General features: G+C 67.8%; 14 protein-coding genes and 1 tRNA gene. 7 read left to right on the forward strand and 8 right to left on the reverse strand.

Annotated elements, in window-relative coordinates:
* The first annotated feature begins 109 nt into the window (after window positions 1-109).
* From ACW177_RS14670 to ACW177_RS14690, 5 genes are all read left to right on the forward strand, one after another.
* Entirely contained in the window at window positions 110-1,537 is a 1,428-nt protein-coding gene (locus ACW177_RS14670; protein WP_492026414.1) for an NAD(P)-dependent oxidoreductase, read from the forward strand.
* A complete protein-coding gene (gene gltB / locus ACW177_RS14675) occupies window positions 1,534-6,045 on the forward strand; it encodes a glutamate synthase large subunit (RefSeq protein WP_492026415.1) in 4,512 nt (1,503 codons plus the stop codon). Before ACW177_RS14670 ends, gltB begins: the two co-directional genes overlap by 4 nt.
* Window positions 6,046-6,080: 35 nt before the next feature.
* Window positions 6,081-7,391: an ammonium transporter gene (locus ACW177_RS14680; protein ID WP_492026416.1), complete on the forward strand. Its 1,311-nt coding sequence runs from the start codon at window positions 6,081-6,083 to the stop codon at window positions 7,389-7,391.
* Between the two features lie 112 nt (window positions 7,392-7,503).
* Window positions 7,504-7,926, forward strand: a complete 423-nt coding sequence (locus ACW177_RS14685; protein ID WP_492026417.1) for an Hsp20 family protein — start codon at window positions 7,504-7,506, stop codon at window positions 7,924-7,926.
* 63 nt (window positions 7,927-7,989) lie between these two features.
* Entirely contained in the window at window positions 7,990-8,238 is a 249-nt protein-coding gene (locus tag ACW177_RS14690) for a DUF1150 domain-containing protein (RefSeq protein ID WP_271163746.1), read from the forward strand.
* A gap of 8 nt (window positions 8,239-8,246) precedes the next feature.
* On the opposite strand, the gene ACW177_RS14695 is transcribed toward ACW177_RS14690, so the two are convergent.
* The 8 genes from ACW177_RS14695 to ACW177_RS14730 form a co-directional block, all read right to left on the reverse strand.
* A complete protein-coding gene (locus ACW177_RS14695; protein ID WP_492026418.1) occupies window positions 8,247-8,714 on the reverse strand; it encodes a PTS sugar transporter subunit IIA in 468 nt (155 codons plus the stop codon).
* Between the two features lie 84 nt (window positions 8,715-8,798).
* A complete protein-coding gene (gene hpf / locus ACW177_RS14700) occupies window positions 8,799-9,437 on the reverse strand; it encodes a ribosome hibernation-promoting factor, HPF/YfiA family (RefSeq protein ID WP_492026419.1) in 639 nt (212 codons plus the stop codon).
* 62 nt (window positions 9,438-9,499) lie between these two features.
* Window positions 9,500-10,999 (reverse strand): RNA polymerase factor sigma-54, encoded by a 1,500-nt coding sequence (gene rpoN, locus ACW177_RS14705; protein ID WP_492026420.1) that lies wholly within the window; start codon window positions 10,997-10,999, stop codon window positions 9,500-9,502.
* Between the two features lie 966 nt (window positions 11,000-11,965).
* Entirely contained in the window at window positions 11,966-12,760 is a 795-nt protein-coding gene (lptB, locus tag ACW177_RS14710; RefSeq protein WP_492026421.1) for an LPS export ABC transporter ATP-binding protein, read from the reverse strand.
* A gap of 37 nt (window positions 12,761-12,797) precedes the next feature.
* Window positions 12,798-13,316 carry an LptA/OstA family protein gene (locus ACW177_RS14715; protein ID WP_492026422.1) on the reverse strand — a complete coding sequence of 173 codons (519 nt, stop codon included), beginning with the start codon at window positions 13,314-13,316 and terminating at the stop codon, window positions 12,798-12,800.
* Window positions 13,313-13,981 (reverse strand): LPS export ABC transporter periplasmic protein LptC, encoded by a 669-nt coding sequence (gene lptC, locus ACW177_RS14720; RefSeq protein WP_492026423.1) that lies wholly within the window; start codon window positions 13,979-13,981, stop codon window positions 13,313-13,315. Before lptC ends, ACW177_RS14715 begins: the two co-directional genes overlap by 4 nt.
* A 4-nt stretch (window positions 13,982-13,985) precedes the next feature.
* Window positions 13,986-14,600, reverse strand: coding sequence for a ribonuclease D (locus tag ACW177_RS14725; RefSeq protein WP_267515541.1), 615 nt, complete (start codon window positions 14,598-14,600; stop codon window positions 13,986-13,988).
* Window positions 14,601-14,744: 144 nt separating this feature from the next.
* Window positions 14,745-14,831, reverse strand: a tRNA-Leu gene (locus ACW177_RS14730).
* Window positions 14,832-15,039: 208 nt separating this feature from the next.
* Here ACW177_RS14730 and ACW177_RS14735 point away from each other — a divergent pair.
* Both ACW177_RS14735 and ACW177_RS14740 read left to right on the forward strand, forming a co-directional pair.
* Entirely contained in the window at window positions 15,040-15,396 is a 357-nt protein-coding gene (locus ACW177_RS14735; protein ID WP_492026424.1) for a VanZ family protein, read from the forward strand.
* A gap of 47 nt (window positions 15,397-15,443) precedes the next feature.
* The gene (locus ACW177_RS14740) at window positions 15,444-16,358 is read left to right on the forward strand and encodes a WecB/TagA/CpsF family glycosyltransferase (RefSeq protein WP_492026425.1); all 915 of its coding nucleotides are present in this window, start codon (window positions 15,444-15,446) and stop codon (window positions 16,356-16,358) included.
* The last annotated feature ends 40 nt before the right edge of the window (window positions 16,359-16,398 follow it).

The raw sequence follows: 16,398 nt of genomic DNA on the forward strand, positions 1-16,398 counted from the left end.
TCATTCCCACGCAGTCAGCGCGGGATTATTTTTGCAATTTAGTCATCTTTAGCCCCCGTCACGCAAACGGTAATTGCGCGCACCCCGCCATTTGCGGCATATGCGCTTCATGCATAAGACCCTGAAGCAAGGCGGGACTTTCGTCGTCGAACCACGCCGCCTCTCGAAGGCCTCGGCCGAACTGCGCGCGCGCGGGTTCGGAGAGATTACGATTCCGCCCTCGACCGAGACGGCGGAGAAACAGGCGTCGCGCTGCACCGACTGCGGCGTGCCCTTCTGCCAGAACGCATGTCCGCTTCAGAACAACATCCCCGACTGGCTGCGCCTGTCGGCCGAGAACGAGCCGCGTGAAGCCTGGCGCGTCGCCTCTCTGACCTCGACCATGCCCGAAATCTGCGGTCGCATCTGTCCGCAGGACCGGCTGTGCGAGGGCGCCTGCACCCTGAACCAGTCCGGTTGGGACGCCGTGACCATCGGCTCGGTCGAGGCATGGCTGGGCGATCAGGCCTTCGCCAACGGCTGGGTCGAACCGATCCGTCCGGCGGCCGAACGCGGCGAGAGCGTCGGCATTGTGGGGGCCGGCCCTGCCGGCCTGGCCGCCGCCGACCGTCTGCGCAGCGAGGGCTATCAGGTCACCGTCTATGACCGGCACGACCGCGCCGGCGGCCTGCTGATCTACGGCATTCCCGGCTTCAAGCTGGAGAAGCATGTCGTCCAGCGGCGCGTGGACCGTCTGGCTGAAGGCGGGGTCCAGTTCGTGCTGGGCTGCGAGGTCGGCAAGGACGTGACCCTGACTGAACTGCGCGAGCGCCATGACGTCGTCCTGCTGGCCATGGGCGTATATCAGCCACGCATCCTGTCGGCGCCGGGCCGCGGGCCGGACTCGACCGTGGCGGCCCTGTCCTACCTGACCCACCAGAACCGACGCGACCTGGGCGACGCCGAGCAAGACGGCTGGCACGAGGCGCGCGGCAAGCGGGTGGTCGTCATCGGCGGCGGCGACACCGCCATGGACTGCGTCCGCACCGCCGTCCGTCAGGGCGCGGCATCGGTCACCTGCCTGTATCGTCGTGACCGCGAGAACATGCCCGGCTCGGCCCGCGAAGTGGTCAACGCCGAAGAGGAAGGCGTCGTCTTCGAATGGCTGGGCGCGCCCAAGGCGCTGCTGTCGCAAGGCGACACCGTCACCGGCGTTCGCGCCGCGCGGATGCAGCTGACCGAGGCCGCCCCCGGCGAGCGGCGCGACATCGTGCCCGTGCCCGGCGCCGACTTCGACATTCCGGCCGACATCGTCATCGAGGCCCTGGGCTTTTCGCCCGAGCCGTTCGCGGCGCATGAGCCCGATCTGCGTCTGCGCGACGACGGCACCATCAAGGTCGGCTCCGTCAGCTTCGCCACAAGCCTGCCCGGCGTCTTCGCCGCCGGCGACGCGGTGCGCGGCGCTTCGCTGGTCGTCTGGGCCGTTCGGGAAGGCCAGGACGCCGCCGCCGAGATCGACCGTTACCTGAAGACCCGCACCGAGGAGGTCGCGGCATGACCGATTGGCTGAACAAGTACGAAGAGACCCGCGACCGACTGGAAGCCGGCAACGCCTATGATCGCGCGTCCGAGCGCGACGCCTGCGGCGTGGGCCTGGTCTGCTCCATCGACGGCACGCCGCGCCGTGACGTGGTCGAATATGCGATCCGCAGCCTGAAGGCCGTGGCCCACCGTGGCGCCGTCGATCCCGACGGTCTGTCCGGCGACGGCGCCGGCGTCATGTGCGAACTGCCCCAGGGCTTCTTCGCCGACCAGGTGGCCTTGATCGGTCAGTCCCTGCGTCCCGGCCCGATCTGCGTCGGCCAGGTCTTCCTGCCGCGCACCGATCTGGGCGCCCAGGACCGCGCCCGCGCCATCGTCGAGACCGAGGCCCTGCGCGCCGGCTTCTGGATCTACGGCTGGCGCCAGACGCCCATCGACCTGTCGGTCGTCGGGACCAAGGCCGGCGCCACCCGGCCCGAGATCGAACAGATCATGCTGGCTCCGCCGCTGGACGACGCCGGACAGCCGCTGGACGGCGAGGCGCTGGAGCGCGAGCTGTACCTGTGCCGCCGCCGCATCGAGAAGACGGTCAAGACCGAGAACCTTGCCGCCGTCTACATCTGCACCCTGTCCGCGCGCTCCATCGCCTACAAGGGCATGGTGCGGGCCGAACTGCTGGGCAACCTGTACCCCGACCTGGAGGACCCTCGTTTCGTCTCGGCCTACGCCGTCTTCCACCAGCGCTATTCGACCAACACCTTCCCCGAATGGAAGCTGGCCCAGCCCTTCCGGATGATGGCCCACAACGGCGAGATCAACACGCTGAAGGGCAACCTCAACTGGATGAAGTCGCACGAAATCCGCATGGCCGCCCAGGCCTTCGGGGATCGCGACCGCGAGGTGAAGCCGGTGGTCCAGCCGGGCGGGTCGGACTCGGCCGCTCTGGACAACGTCATGGAGGTGCTGGTCCACGCCGGTCGTCCCGCCCCCATGGCCAAGGCCCTGCTGATCCCCGAGGCCTGGGCCAAGGACGACGTGGTCATGCCGCCCGAACACCGGGCCTTCTACGCCTATTGCAACGCGGTGATGGAGCCGTGGGACGGCCCGGCCGCCATCTGCGCCGCCGACGGCCGTTGGATCGTGGCGGGCAAGGACCGCAACGGCCTGCGCCCGCTGCGCGCGGTCGAGACCGTGGACGGTCTGCTGATGGCCGGGTCCGAAGCCGGCCTGGTGCCCATTCCCGAAAGCCGGGTGAAGCGCCGCCTGCACATCGGCCCTGGCAAGCTGATCGCCGTCGATATGAAGCATGGCCGTCTGTACGACGAGCATGAGGCTATCGACGCCCTGGCCGCCGCCCACCCCTATACGGAGTGGCTGGACAATATGGTGGATCTGGAGCCGATCATCGGCCCCGGACCGGAACCGCGCTCGGCCTCGGGCGAGGATCTGACCCGCCGCCAGATCGCCGCCGGCTACAGCCGAGAGGATCTGGACCTGCTGTTGGACGCCCTGGTTCGCGACGGCAAGGAGGCCGTCGGCTCTATGGGCGACGACGCCCCGCCGGCGGTGCTGTCGGCCCTGCCGCGCCCGCTGAGCCACTATTTCCGCCAGAACTTCAGTCAGGTCACCAACCCGCCCATCGACCCCCTGCGTGAAGCGGGGGCGATGAGCCTGAAGACCCGGTTCAAGAACCTGGGCAATATCCTGGCCCAGGAAGAAGCCCAGACCGACGTCTTCGTCCTGGACAGCCCGGTCCTGACCAACGGCATGTACGAGCGGATGGTCGCCACTGTCGGCGCCGGTTCGACGGTGGTCATCGACTGTAGCTACGATACGCCGTCAGAAGACGCCCGTCCCGGCGCCGGTCTGCGCGCCGCCCTGGACCGGATCATGGACGAGGCCGAGGCCGCCGCCCGTGACGGCGCCGCCCTGATCGTGCTGACGGACCAACAGGGTTCCGCGACTCGTCTGGCCGCGCCGATGATCCTGGCCACGGCTGGGGTTCACGGCCGACTGACCGCTGCGGGTCTGCGGACCTATTGCTCCATCGTCGTTCGCACGGCCGAGACGCTGGACCCGCACGGGTTTGCCGTCCTGGTCGGAGTGGGCGCCACCACCGTCAACGCCTGGCTGGCCCAGGACCTGTTCCAGGAGCGTCTGGACCGGGGTCTGTATCCCGGCCTGACGCTGCGCGACGCCTGCCTGAACTACAAGCACGGCATCGAGGCGGGCTTGCTGAAGACCCTGGCGCGCAAGGGGATCAGCGTCATCTCCGCCTATCGCGGCGGCTGCGAATTCGAGGTGCTGGGCCTGTCCCGCGCACTGACGGCCGAGTTCTTCCCCGGCGCCCCGTCGCGCATCTCCGGCATCGGCCTGGCCGGTCTGGAACAGGCGGCGATGAAGCGGCACAAGGTGGCCTGGGGCGAGGCCCTGCCCTCCCCGGCTATCGGCGGCTTCTTCAAGATCCGCTCGGGCGGCGAGGCCCACGCCCACGAGGCCAAGACCATCCACCTGTTGCAGGACGCCTGCAACAGGGGCGACTATCGCCGGTTCAAGCAGTTCTCCGAGGCCGTCCGCAACCAGCCGGACCTGAGCCTGCGCGACCTGCTGGACTTCCGCGAAGGCGTCGCCATCCCGGTCGATCAGGTAGAGAGCGTGTCGGACATCCGCCGCCGCTTCCTGACCCAGGCCATGTCCCTGGGCGCGCTTGGCCCCGAGGCGCATGAGACCCTGAACATCGCCATGAACCGCATCGGCGCACGCTCCGTCTCGGGCGAGGGCGGTGAGGATCCGGAACGCTATCACCCGCGCGCCAACGGCGACGACGCCAACTCGGCGGTCAAGCAGGTGGCCTCGGGCCGGTTCGGCGTCACGGCCGAATATCTGAACCAGTGCCGCGAGATCGAGATCAAGGTGGCCCAGGGCGCCAAGCCCGGAGAGGGCGGGCAACTGCCCGGCTTCAAGGTGACCGAGTTCATCGCCCGGATGCGCCACGCCGTGCCCGGCACCACCCTGATCAGCCCGCCGCCGCACCACGACATCTATTCGATCGAGGACCTGGCCCAGCTGATCTATGATCTGAAGGCCATCAATCCCGACGCCAAGGTGACGGTGAAACTGGTGTCCGCCTCGGGCATCGGGGCCATCGCATCGGGGGTCGCCAAGGCCAACGCCGACGCCATCCTGATCGCCGGCCACAACGGCGGCACCGGCGCCTCGCCCCAGACCTCGATCAAGCACGCCGGTCTGCCGTGGGAGATCGGCCTGGCCGAGGCCCACCAGGTGCTGACGCTGAACAATCTGCGCGGCTCGGTGACGCTGCGCACCGACGGCGGGGTTCGCACCGGTCGCGACGTGGTCATCGCCGCCATGCTGGGGGCCGAGGAATACGGCGTCGGCACCGCCGCCCTGATCGCCATGGGCTGTCTGATGGTGCGCCAGTGCCATTCGAACACCTGCCCCGTCGGCGTCTGCTCCCAGGACGACCGCCTGCGCGAGAAGTTCACCGGCACGCCGGACAAGGTCGTGAACCTGTTCACCTTCATCGCCGAGGAAACGCGCGAAATCCTGGCCTCCATCGGCGCGCGGACGATGGACGAGATCATCGGCCGCACCGACCTGCTGCGTCAGGTCCGTCGTGGCGGCTCGCACCTGGACGATCTCGACCTGAACCCCCTGCTGGTTCAGGTGGACGAGGGCGCGGCCGGCAAATGGGCCGATAAGGGCCGCAAGCCCATCGCCGACAGTCTGGACGCCCGGGTGCTGAAGGACGCGGTCCGGTTCCTGGATCGCGGCCAGACGCTGGAGCTGTCCTATCCGCTGAACAACACCCAGCGCACGGTGGGCGCCGCCGTCTCGTCCGCCATCGTGCGGCGCTTCGGGGCGCAAGGACCGGCGGGTCGATTGAAGCTGCGTCTGGAAGGCATCGCCGGCCAGAGCTTCGGCGCCTTCGCCGCCAAGGGTCTGGAACTGCACCTGACCGGCGAGGCCAACGACTATGTCGGCAAGGGTCTGTCGGGCGCCGAGATCTCGATCCGCACGCCGGAATGGCGCGAGGACCAGCTGATCTGCGGCAATACGACGATGTATGGCGCGACCTCGGGTCGACTGTTCGTCGCCGGCGCGGCGGGCGAGCGGTTCGCGGTCCGCAACTCGGGCGCAGAGGCCGTGGTCGAAGGCCTGGGCGCGCATGGCTGCGAATATATGACCGGCGGCCGGGTCGTCGTGCTGGGCTCCGTCGGCTGGAACCTGGCGGCGGGCATGAGCGGCGGCGAGCTGTTCGTGCTGGACCAGCCGGGCTATGCCGAGCGGGCCCTGAACGGGGATCTGGCGGGCGTGGCCGACATGGACGCAACGGCGGCCGAACGGCTGCGCGAACTGGTCGAGGCCCATCTGGCGGCGACCGGTTCGCCGCTGGCACGACGCCTGTTGGGCGACTGGGAAAACACGCTTGACCGTTTCGTTCGCATCCTGCCGCTCACGGACATTGTCAGGGCGGAGGAACGGCTTAAGACTTCAGCCTGAGCCGTTCCTTACCTCTCCTCCCCGAGACGCCTGAAATGACCCGAACCGCCGCCCTTTCCGCCATTGTCGTTGCAGGGGCGGCGTCGCTCGCCTCACCGGCCTTGGCGGCGCCCGCCCTGCTGGCGCACCAGGCGCCCCTGGTCATCGACAATGCAGCGACGGCCTGGATCCTGACGTCCACCGCCCTGGTGCTGCTGATGACCCTGCCGGGTCTGGCGCTGTTCTATGGCGGCATGGTGCGCAAGAAGAACATCATCAGCGTCATCGCCCAGTCGGCGGCGGCGTTCGCCATCGTCTCGGTGCTGTGGTTCCTGGTCGGCTACAGCCTCTCGTTCGGCAAGGGACCGGAGACGATCGACGGCTTCGTCGGCGGGGTGCAAGCGGCGTTCCTGAATGGGGTGACGATGCAGACGGCGCACAGTCTGCTGCCCGGCCTGCCGGAGCTGCTGTTCGTCAGCTTCCAGATGACCTTCGCCATCATCACCCCGGCCCTGATCGCCGGCGCCTTCGCCGAACGGATGAAGTTCTCGGCCAGCCTGCTGTTCTTCGCCCTGTGGCATCTGATCGTCTATGCGCCGATCTGCCATCAGGTGTGGGGCGGCGGCTATCTGGGCGGGATGGGCGTGCTGGACTTCGCCGGCGGGGCGGTGGTTCACGTCAATGCGGGCGTCGCCGGCCTGGTCTGCGCCCTGGTGCTGGGCCCGCGCCACGGCTTCGGCCGAGACAACATGGCCCCCGCCAATCTGGTCTACAGCGCCATCGGCACCGGCCTGCTGCTGGTCGGCTGGATCGGCTTCAACGCCGGATCGGCCGGCGCGGCCGATGCGCTGGCCGCCACCGCCGCCTTCAACACCATCCTGGCCGCCGGGGCTGCAGCCCTGGGCTGGATGGCGGTGGAGTGGTTCGACCGCAAGCGCCCGACCCTGCTGGGCCTGCTGTCCGGCATCGTCGGCGGCCTGGTCGCCATCACCCCCGCCGCCGGCTTCGTCGATCCCAAGGGCGCCTTCTTCATCGGCCTGATCGCCGGGCCGGCCTGCGCGGGCGCCGTCTGGCTGAAGCACGCGCTGAAATACGACGACAGCCTGGATGCGTTCGGCGTGCACGGGATCGGCGGCATCGTCGGCGCCCTGCTGACCGGCGTCTTCGCCACCACCAGCGTCAACGCCCTGTCCGACGGCGCGACCGTGTGGAAACAGGCCGTCGGCCTGGGCGGCGCCATCGTCTGGAGCGCGGTCGGCACCTTCGTCGTCCTGATGATCTGCAAGTTCACCACGGGCCTGCGCGTCACCAAGGACGAAGAGGTCGAGGGGCTGGACTATACCCAGCATGGCGAAGCCATCCACTGAGGCCACAGCCAGGGGCGGTTGATCCCGTCCCTGTCCGCCCCCATCTTCATCTGTGACCGGGAGCCTTGCCGATTGCGGGAGGCCGACGGTCGGTCGCTTTGCGAGGACCCAGATGACGACGACCCGCACCATCCTGTTCGACAGCCCCTTCCTGCTGGGCTTCGACCACACCCGCGCCCTGATCGACCGCGCCGCAAAGGCCGCAGCCGAGAGCTATCCGCCCTACAATGTCGAACAGATCGGTGATGCGGGCGTGCGTATCAGCCTGGCCGTCGCCGGGTTTGCCCCCGACGAACTGACCATCACCCTGGAAGGGCGGCAGCTGACCATCGCCGGAAAGCGCGACGACGCGGGCAAGGGCGAACAGGCCTTCCTGCATCGCGGCATCGCCGCACGGGGTTTCGTGCGGAGCTTCGTCCTCGCCGATGGGCTTGAGGTTCAAGGCGCGCGGCTGGAGCACGGCCTGCTGCACGTCGACCTGATCCGGCCCGAGGCTGAGCGTCAGGTGCGGCGGATTCCCATCACGGCCGGCTGAAAAGCGCGACCGTTAGAACCGCCTGGCGATCCGGGCGTTGTAAAATTGAAGGAGGCGGTCCTAATGACGCCGATGATGACCAAGGAAGATTTTGCAGGAATGGGCGCGCCCGATCTCGTCTATGTGCGCGAGGTGAAGGCGTCCGACCTGCTGGAAGAGGCGGTCGAGATGAAGGACATCGCCTTCGACCCCAACCAGTCGCTGTATGCGGTCCATAGCGCGGACGGAGAGCGGCTGGCCGTGATGCTGGACCGCGAGACTGCCTTCGCCGCCGCCGTGGCGCACGAGCTGGAGCCGGTTTCAGTTCACTGAGGCCGTGGTCAGGCCGCCGTGGCGGGGGCCTGATCCTTGACGAACAGGGCCTTGATGGCGTCCGTTGTCTGAGCTTGGCGCAACTGCTCGCGGAGTTCGGGCGAGCGCAGGGCGCGGGAGACGGCAGCCAGGGCGCGCAGGTGTTCGGCGCCGTCCTTAGGCGGGGCGAACAGGGCCAGCAGAAGATCGACTGGACGATCATCAACCGAGTCATAGGCCACCGGCGAATCCAGCCGCACGAAGACGGCCGAGACCCGATCGATTTCCGTCAACCGAGCATGGGGAACGGCGACGCCTGAGCCCAGGCCGGTCGATCCCAGGGATTCGCGTTCCAGCAGGGCTTCGAAGATTCGGCCCTGATCGACGCCGAGGGCCATGGATGCGGCTTCAGCGACAGCATGAAGAGCCTGGCGTTTTGAAGAGGCGCCGCCGCGCAGCACCACGCCGTTCGGCGCAAGCAGATCTGCGATGTCCATGGTAGCCCAACTCTAGATACGCGACTGGGGGTCGCGGGCGCCCCTTTAGAGGCTCCCGCGACAAAGTCAAACTAAGCCGTTAACCTAATGGCCGTTGGTCTTCTTGGTGCGCTCCGGATCGATCCAGCCGACGTTGCCGTCGGGCCGGCGGTAAACCACCGCGAGGCCGCCGTGGGCGGCGTTGCGGAACAGGACGACCGGGTAGCCGGTCATGTCCAGCTCGAGCACCGCGCGACCGACCGTGATGGTGCGGATCTCATGCTCGGTCTCGGCGATGACCATGCCCAGCGGAGGCGGGCCGTCGTTTTCGCTGGCGTCGCCGAAGACGTCATCCTCGACGCTGTCAGGATCCCGCAGCACGATGCTGCGGGCGACTTCGCGAGCGGCGTTTTCAGTCTTCTCGGGCGAAAGACCCTTGGGCCCGATGTGGTGATCCTTGAGCCGGCGCTTGTAGCGACGGACGCGCTTTTCGAGCCGGTCGAGAGCCTCGGTGAAGGCCGAATGGGCGTCGCCGCCCATTCCGGTCGTCACCAGGGTCTGGCCCGACGCGAGGCGGACCCAACAGTCCACCTTGAAGTTGTGGCCGTCCTTGGACACCACGACCTCGGCGTCGTCACCGCCGCGGGCGAAGTATTTTCCGACCCCTTCTTCGAGTTCCTGGGAGATGCGCGAGCCTAACGCTTCGCCGACATCCACTTGCTTGCCGCTGACTTGGACTTGCATACGGATAGAACGCTCCCGCCCGCTTTTGGTGTCAATCGGGATCACCAATTTGTGGTCACGCTTCAGGCCGTCTTAAGCATTCTGCGACGTTGGACCGAGGATGGAATCCTCAAGGCTTCCCGATACTTGGCGACCGTTCTACGGGCTATATCTATGCCCGTCTCCTTAAGGATTTCGACGATCCGATCATCGGACAAAACGTCGCCGTCCTGAGCCTCTCCATCGATCATCGCCTTGATCCGGTGGCGGACGGCTTCGGCCGAATGGGTGGAGGCGCCGTCCACCGACTGGATGGCCGCGGTGAAGAAGAATTTCAGCTCGAAGACGCCGCGCGGGGTCGAGACATATTTGTTCGAGGTGACGCGGCTGACCGTCGATTCGTGCATGCCGATGGCGTCGGCGACGGTCTTCAGATTCAGCGGCCGCAGGAACTCGACCCCGAAGGCCAGGAAGGCGTCCTGCTGACGCACGATCTCGGACGAGACCTTCAGAATGGTCTTGGCCCGCTGGTCCAGCGACTTGACCAGCCAGCTGGCCTGGGCGGCGCAGTCGGCGACGAAGGTCTTTTCGGTGTCCGACCGGGCGCCGGCCTGGACCAGGCCGTGATAGCGTTTGTCGATCAACAGACGCGGCAGGGTGTCGGCGTTCAGCTCGACCCGCCAGCCGCCGGCGGGGTCGGGCCGCACATGGACGTCGGGCACGACGGTCTGGGCCGGTTCGCCGCCGAAGCCGGCGCCGGGGCGCGGGGTCAGGGCCTTCAGCTCCGAGATCATCTCGGCCAGATCCTCGCCGTCGACGCCGCAGAGCTTCTTCAGGCCGGCCAGATCGCGGCGGGCCAGCAGGTCCAGATTGTCGAGCAGGGCGCCCATGGCCGGATCGAAACGATTGCGCTCGATCAGTTGCAGCTTCAGGCATTCGGGCACCGAACGGGCCATGATCCCGGTCGGCTCGAACCCCTGGCAGACGGCCACGACCGCCTCGATCCGATCCAGGCCGACGCCCAGCCGATCCGCGAACTCGGCCATTTCGCCGCGCAGATAGCCGCCCTCGTCGGTGGCGTCGATCAGGGTCAGGGCGATGGCGTGATCGGCGGCCGAGAGACCGGCCGACGAGGCCTGGGCCTGAAGATGTTCCCACAGGGTCAGCTCGTGGGCGTCGGGCCGTTCGCCGTCGCCCTCGAAGACCTGACCGCCCTTGCCGGCGCTGGACCAGTCGGACAGGCCGGGCTGGGCCGCGTCGGTCATGCGGTCGCTGGTGCGTTCGCCGGGGGCGGCGTCGCCGTAGACGTCGTCGGACCCGGCGTCCATCGAGGCCACGGAATCCTGGCCGACCCCGTCGCCGAAGGACATTTCGCCGTCGGACGCGGCGGAGACCGGCTCCGGCGCCTCGGGGGCCTCACCCTCGGGCTCGTCGCGTTGCAGCAGGGGATTGCGTTCCAGCTCGGCCTCGACGAACTCCTCAAGCTCGAGGTTCGACAGTTGCAGCAGCTTGATCGCCTGCTGCAGCTGGGGCGTGATGACCAGCCCCTGCCCCTGTCTGATCTCTAGACGTTGCCCGATCACGTTCGAAAAATCCCCTCCGCGCGCCGAACTGGCCCGGAACTTGCTGTGCAGAATGGCGGCCTATTGGTTAACGCCCGACAAATATCGGAACACGGGTGTGCAAAAGCCCCTCGCGCCTCAGCTGCGAAGTTGAAGGCCCATCGCGAGTGGAGGGCAGGACGGAGCGCCGGGCCTCGCCCGGGATGGATTAGTTTTTACCGTTTCGACGAAGACAGACGCTCCGCGCGCATGGTGTTTCTGCCGGCCGGGGATATTGAAGCGGCAGTTGTGATGCCTCTTCCCCAAGGCCTGCGACGGGTCGGCGATCCCTGCGAAGGATCGTCCCGAGTGCGACCGGGTTCCTAACCCCGTGTCCTCCGCCGACGTTTCTGCGCGGGATGAGCCCACCGATGCACCGTCATGCGGCGCGAGGGAATCCCACCCCCGCCCCCGTTCCATACGCTCCCGCCGCCGTAAGGTCGCAGGCCTTACGAGCCCTCCTAGCGACGAGACCGGGGGTATTATGCGGGGGTTTTGGAGGGTGGTTAGAAGCGGGGGGTGAGATTCTTTTAGAGCGTTGAATTTTTGAGAGCGAGGCAGCGTCATTGTGCGCGCTGGCTCACCTCCCTGCGCGCGAAGGCGCGTGGGGAGGACCGGTCGCGCTTGCGACCAGGAGGGGGCGACTCTGACGGTGGGGATGACCGAACCAGCGTCTGACACCGAGTCGCCCCCTCCTGGCGTTCGCTGACGCTCCCGCCTGTCCTCCCCGCCGGCCTTCGCCGACGGGGAGGTGAGCGAGGCAGCGGCGTCACCTCTCCGCGCGCGGAGCGCGTGGGGAGGACAGGTCGCGCTTGCGACCAGGCGGGGGCGACTCTGGCGGTGGGGGTGACCGGGCCGACTTCAGACACCGAGTCGCCCCCTCCTGGCGTTCGCTGACGCTCCCGCCTGTCCTCCCCGTTCGCCTCCGCGAACGGGGAGGTGAGACTATCAGGCGTAGTTTTCGCCGAGGTAGACGCGGCGGACTTCGGGGTCGGTGACGGCTTCGTCGGCGGTGCCTTCGAACAGGACAGAGCCGCCCGAGATGATCGAGACGCGGTCGGTGATGTCCAGGGTTTCGCGGACATTGTGGTCGGTGATCAGGACGCCGATGCCCTGGTCCGCCAGATAGCGGATGACCGAGCGGATGTCGGCGATGGCCAGGGGGTCGATGCCGGCGAAGGGTTCGTCCAGCAGGATGAAGGAGGGGCGGCCGGCCAGCGCCCGCGCGATCTCGACCCGGCGACGTTCGCCGCCGGACAGGCCGGTGGCGGGGGCGTGACGCAGGTGGTCGATGTGAAGCTCGTTCAGCAGGCGGTCGGTTTCGGCGTCCAGCTGGTCGCGCGGATAGTTGAGTTCGACCACCGCCTTGATGTTCTGCTCGACCGTCATGCCGCGGAAGATCGAGGCCTCCTGCGCCAGATAGCCCAGGCCCATGCGGCTGCGCTGGTACATGGGCTGGCTGGTGATGTCCTCGCCGTCCAGCCAGATCGTGCCGGAATCCGGCGGGATCAGGCCGGTGATCATGTAGAAACAGGTGGTCTTGCCGGCGCCGTTGGGGCCGAGCAGGCCCGCGACCTCGCCGCGCTGGACCGTCAGGGAGACGTCACGCACCACCTGACGCTGGCCGAAGGCGCGGGCGATGTTGCGCACCCGCAGCCCTTTTTCGGCAGCCGAAGCCGCCGGCTGGGGCGTCGCCACAGGCCGGTCGGCCAGGTTCAGGGCGGAGAGTTCCTTGCGGGCCAAATCTTAATCCGTGCTCAGCGCGACCGGGGCCGCAGCCTCAGTTGGTTCCGTCGGGATAGAAGACGCCCTGGATGCGGCTGCCGGCGCCGGCGCCGCGCGGGGCGCCCGACATGGTCGCCGCGTCGGTGTTGACGTTATAGGTCAGCCGCCCGCCGGTCAGGACGTTCTTGCCCTGGTTCAGGATGACGTTTCCGGTCACGACCAGTTCGCCGTTCGACAGGGTGTAGACGGCGCGGTCGCCGCGCATCGACTGGGTCGGGGTGACGAAATAGACGGTTCCCGTGGCCTCGACCCGCGTGAACTGACCCTGGGCGTCGCGGAAGGCGGTGATCGCCTCGGCCCGCAGACGGTTCTGGCCCTGGGTGATTTCGGCCCGGCCGCGCAGGCTGATGCGATCCGTGCCCTGCTCGCCGTCGTCGGCGCCGAAGGCGATCGGCTGGTTGGAGGTCGTGCGCGCACTTTGGGCATCGCCCACGGCCGGCAGGGCCAGCAGGGTCAGGGCCGCCAGCGCCGCTACGGCGCGACCGAGGGAGGGTTTCGATGTCATCGCCGTCATTCGCCTGATCCCGAGGGATTGATGGTTCCGCTTATCTTGGTGTCGCCAGAGCCCTTGAACACCACGCGCTCGCCCTGATCATAGATCGCATAGGACGAAGCGTTGATGGTTCCAATAGGGCCCGCGCCCTGAACGCCCCGTGAACCCGTGATGATTCCGGTCGCGGTGTCGACCACCGCCTCGGGCGTGGTCAGGACGAAGCCGGAGCCGCCGTCCGAAATCCGCACGTTCGGACCGATGGTCACGGTCTTGGCCTGTTCGTTATAGGTGCCGCCGTCGGCGGTCATTTCGGTGACCTTGCGCCCGCCCAGGTTCAGCTTCAGCGCCGGGCCGACCAGGCGGAAATGGCCGGTGGCCGGATCGCGTATCGCGCCCTGGGCGCCGACGGTGAAGGCGCGGCCTTGCGCGTCCTGGCCGTGGAACAGGGGCTTGTCCAGGCGGACCTCCTGGCCCTGGCTGGCCTTGCGCTCGACCCCCGACATGACGGTGCGGAACACGGTCCAGGTCAGGACGCCCCCGGCCAGAACCAGGATGATGATGGGCAGGACGCGGCGGAACAGCTTGACCCGCCGCGAATGCGCCCGCCAGCGCGCGCCGGCCAGGACCACCCGGGCCTCGTCGGCTTCGTCGCCTTTATGACCGGTCGGGTCGCGGGGGGCGGTCACGGGATCAACTGTGGGCGAAGATGTCGATCTCGTCCCAGCCGGCGAGATCGAGCGCCGAACGGTCCGGCAGGAAGTCGAAGCAGCGGGCCGCCAGTTCGGTGCGGCCTTCGCGCGCCAGCATCATGTCCAGCTTGGCGCGGGCGGCGTGCAGATAGAGGACGTCCGAGGCGGCGTAGTCCAGCTGGGCCTGGGTCAGTTCGGCCGCGCCCCAGTCGGACGACTGCTGGGCCTTGGACAGGTCGACGCCGACCGTCTCGCGCACCACGTCCTTCAGGCCGTGGCGGTCGGTATAGGTGCGGGCCAGTTTGGAGGCGATCTTGGTGCAATAGACCGGCCGGGTCTCGACCCCCAGGTGCAGCAGGAACATGCCGATGTCGAAACGGCCGAAATGGAAGATCTTGGTCACCGCCGGATCGGTCAGCAGACGCTTCAGATTGGGGCAGTCGTAGGCGGGGCGGTTCAGGCGCACGACATGGGCGTTTCCGTCGCCGGACGACAGCTGGACCACGCACAGGGGGTCGCGGCGGAAGCGCAGGCCCATGGTCTCGGAATCGATGGCGACGTCGGAACCCAGGTCCAGGTCGTCGGGCAGGTCGCCCTCGTGCAGGTAAACGGTCATGGTCTGGTTCTTACACGGCTGAGGGACGGGACGAAACGGCTTACCGCGCAACGAACGGGCCTCAAGCAGCAGAGCGCCGCGCGCGACGCGATAGGCCAAAAAGCAAACGGCGCCGTGTCCGAAAACACGACGCCGTTCATAATATGGTGCCCAGAAGAGGACTCGAACCTCCACGGCCGTTAAGCCACTGGCACCTGAAGCCAGCGCGTCTACCAATTCCGCCATCTGGGCCCCGTCGGCAGCGCCTTGCGGCGTTTCCATCGGGAAGGCGCGGACCTCTAAGGGAGGGTCCGGGCGGGGTCAACAGGGATTTTTCGTCGGAGGTCGGTTTTATTTCGCAAGCGCGGCCGTAACCCCCGGCGGGTGGCCATTTGGCGGTCCCCGGTCTAGGGTCGGCTTTCGTTTTCCGCGCCTTCTCCTCCCCTTGATCGGTGCGCCCGTGATCCTGACCGTCCTTCGCGGCGGCGCCGTTCTGGCGCTGCTGGCCCTGTTCGTCGCCATGCTCGGTCCCTTTCAGGGCGCCGAGGAGGGGATCGGCCTGACCGACAAGCCGGCGCACGCCATCGGCTTCTTCATCATCACCGTCTGTCTGACCCTGATCGCGCCCAGCCTGGGGGTGTGGCGCACGGCCCTGCTGGCCCTGGCGCTGGGCGCGGGCGTCGAGGTGGTCCAGGGGATCAGCGGACGCTCGGCCAATCTGTTCGACCTGATGGCGGACGGGGTCGGGATCGCGGTCGCCTCCGGACTGCGGACCTGGGCCGAGCGGGCGAAACCGGACCTGTTTCCGGCGCGTTAAGCCTGTTCGCTTACCCCGCCTTGAGGCCTGCCCGCTATGGACTGGGCATGGCGGAAGCGTCCCTGACATCCCCGACGAAAGAGCGTCGCACCAGCGCACGCCCGGCCTATCGCAAGCGCAGGCGGCGGCGCGAGCGGGCGCATATGTTCGGCCAGCTGGTCGATCTGGTTAAGCCCGAGGAAGTGCTGCACCACGTTCAGGACGCCGTGGCCGAGGGCCGCAAGAGCCTGGTCGCCAACCATAATCTGCACAGCCTGTACCTGATCCAGAAGCAGCCGGAGATTCGCGCCTTCTACGACAAGGCCGAGATGGTCGAGGTCGATTCGACGCCGATGATCTGGTTCTCGCGGGCCCTGGGCCTGCACAGCCGGGGCTTTCACCGCTGCACCTATCTGGACTGGCGCGACCATTTCTGGAGCCTGGCCAACCGCAAGGAATGGCGCGTCATGTCGGTCGGCGGCGAGCCGGGCGTGGGCGAAGAGGCGGCGCGTCGTCTGGGCGCCCGCTATCCCAAGACCGAGATCCGCACCCGCCACGGCTTCTTCGACGCCACGCCGGGCTCCGCCGACAACGCCGAGATCATCGCCGAAATCCAGGCGTTCAAGCCGCATATCCTGTTCGTCGGCATGGGGATGCCGCGCCAGGAGCTGTGGACCCTGGCGGTGTTCGACGCCCTGCCCGACTGCGTGATCTTCTCGGTCGGCGCCGCCTTCGACTATGAAGCGGGAACCCAGACGCCGGCGCCCCGCTGGATGGGCCGGGCCGGGGTCGAATGGGCCTATCGTCTGGTGCAGGATCCGCGCCGGCTGTTCACCCGCTACTGCGTCGAACCCTGGGCCCTGATCCCGCTGGCGATCCGCGACCTGCGTGCGGCGCGGCGTCGCATGATCGGCAAGGCCGCCCGCCGCACCGAAGACTTCGGCGCACCGCCCGTCGATAATTTTCCGCGCGGCGCCCGATAGATATTCCTACTTGGCAGATAGATATTTATCGCCATGATCG

The sequence above is a fragment of the Brevundimonas sp. AVps23W genome (assembly GCF_058681395.1).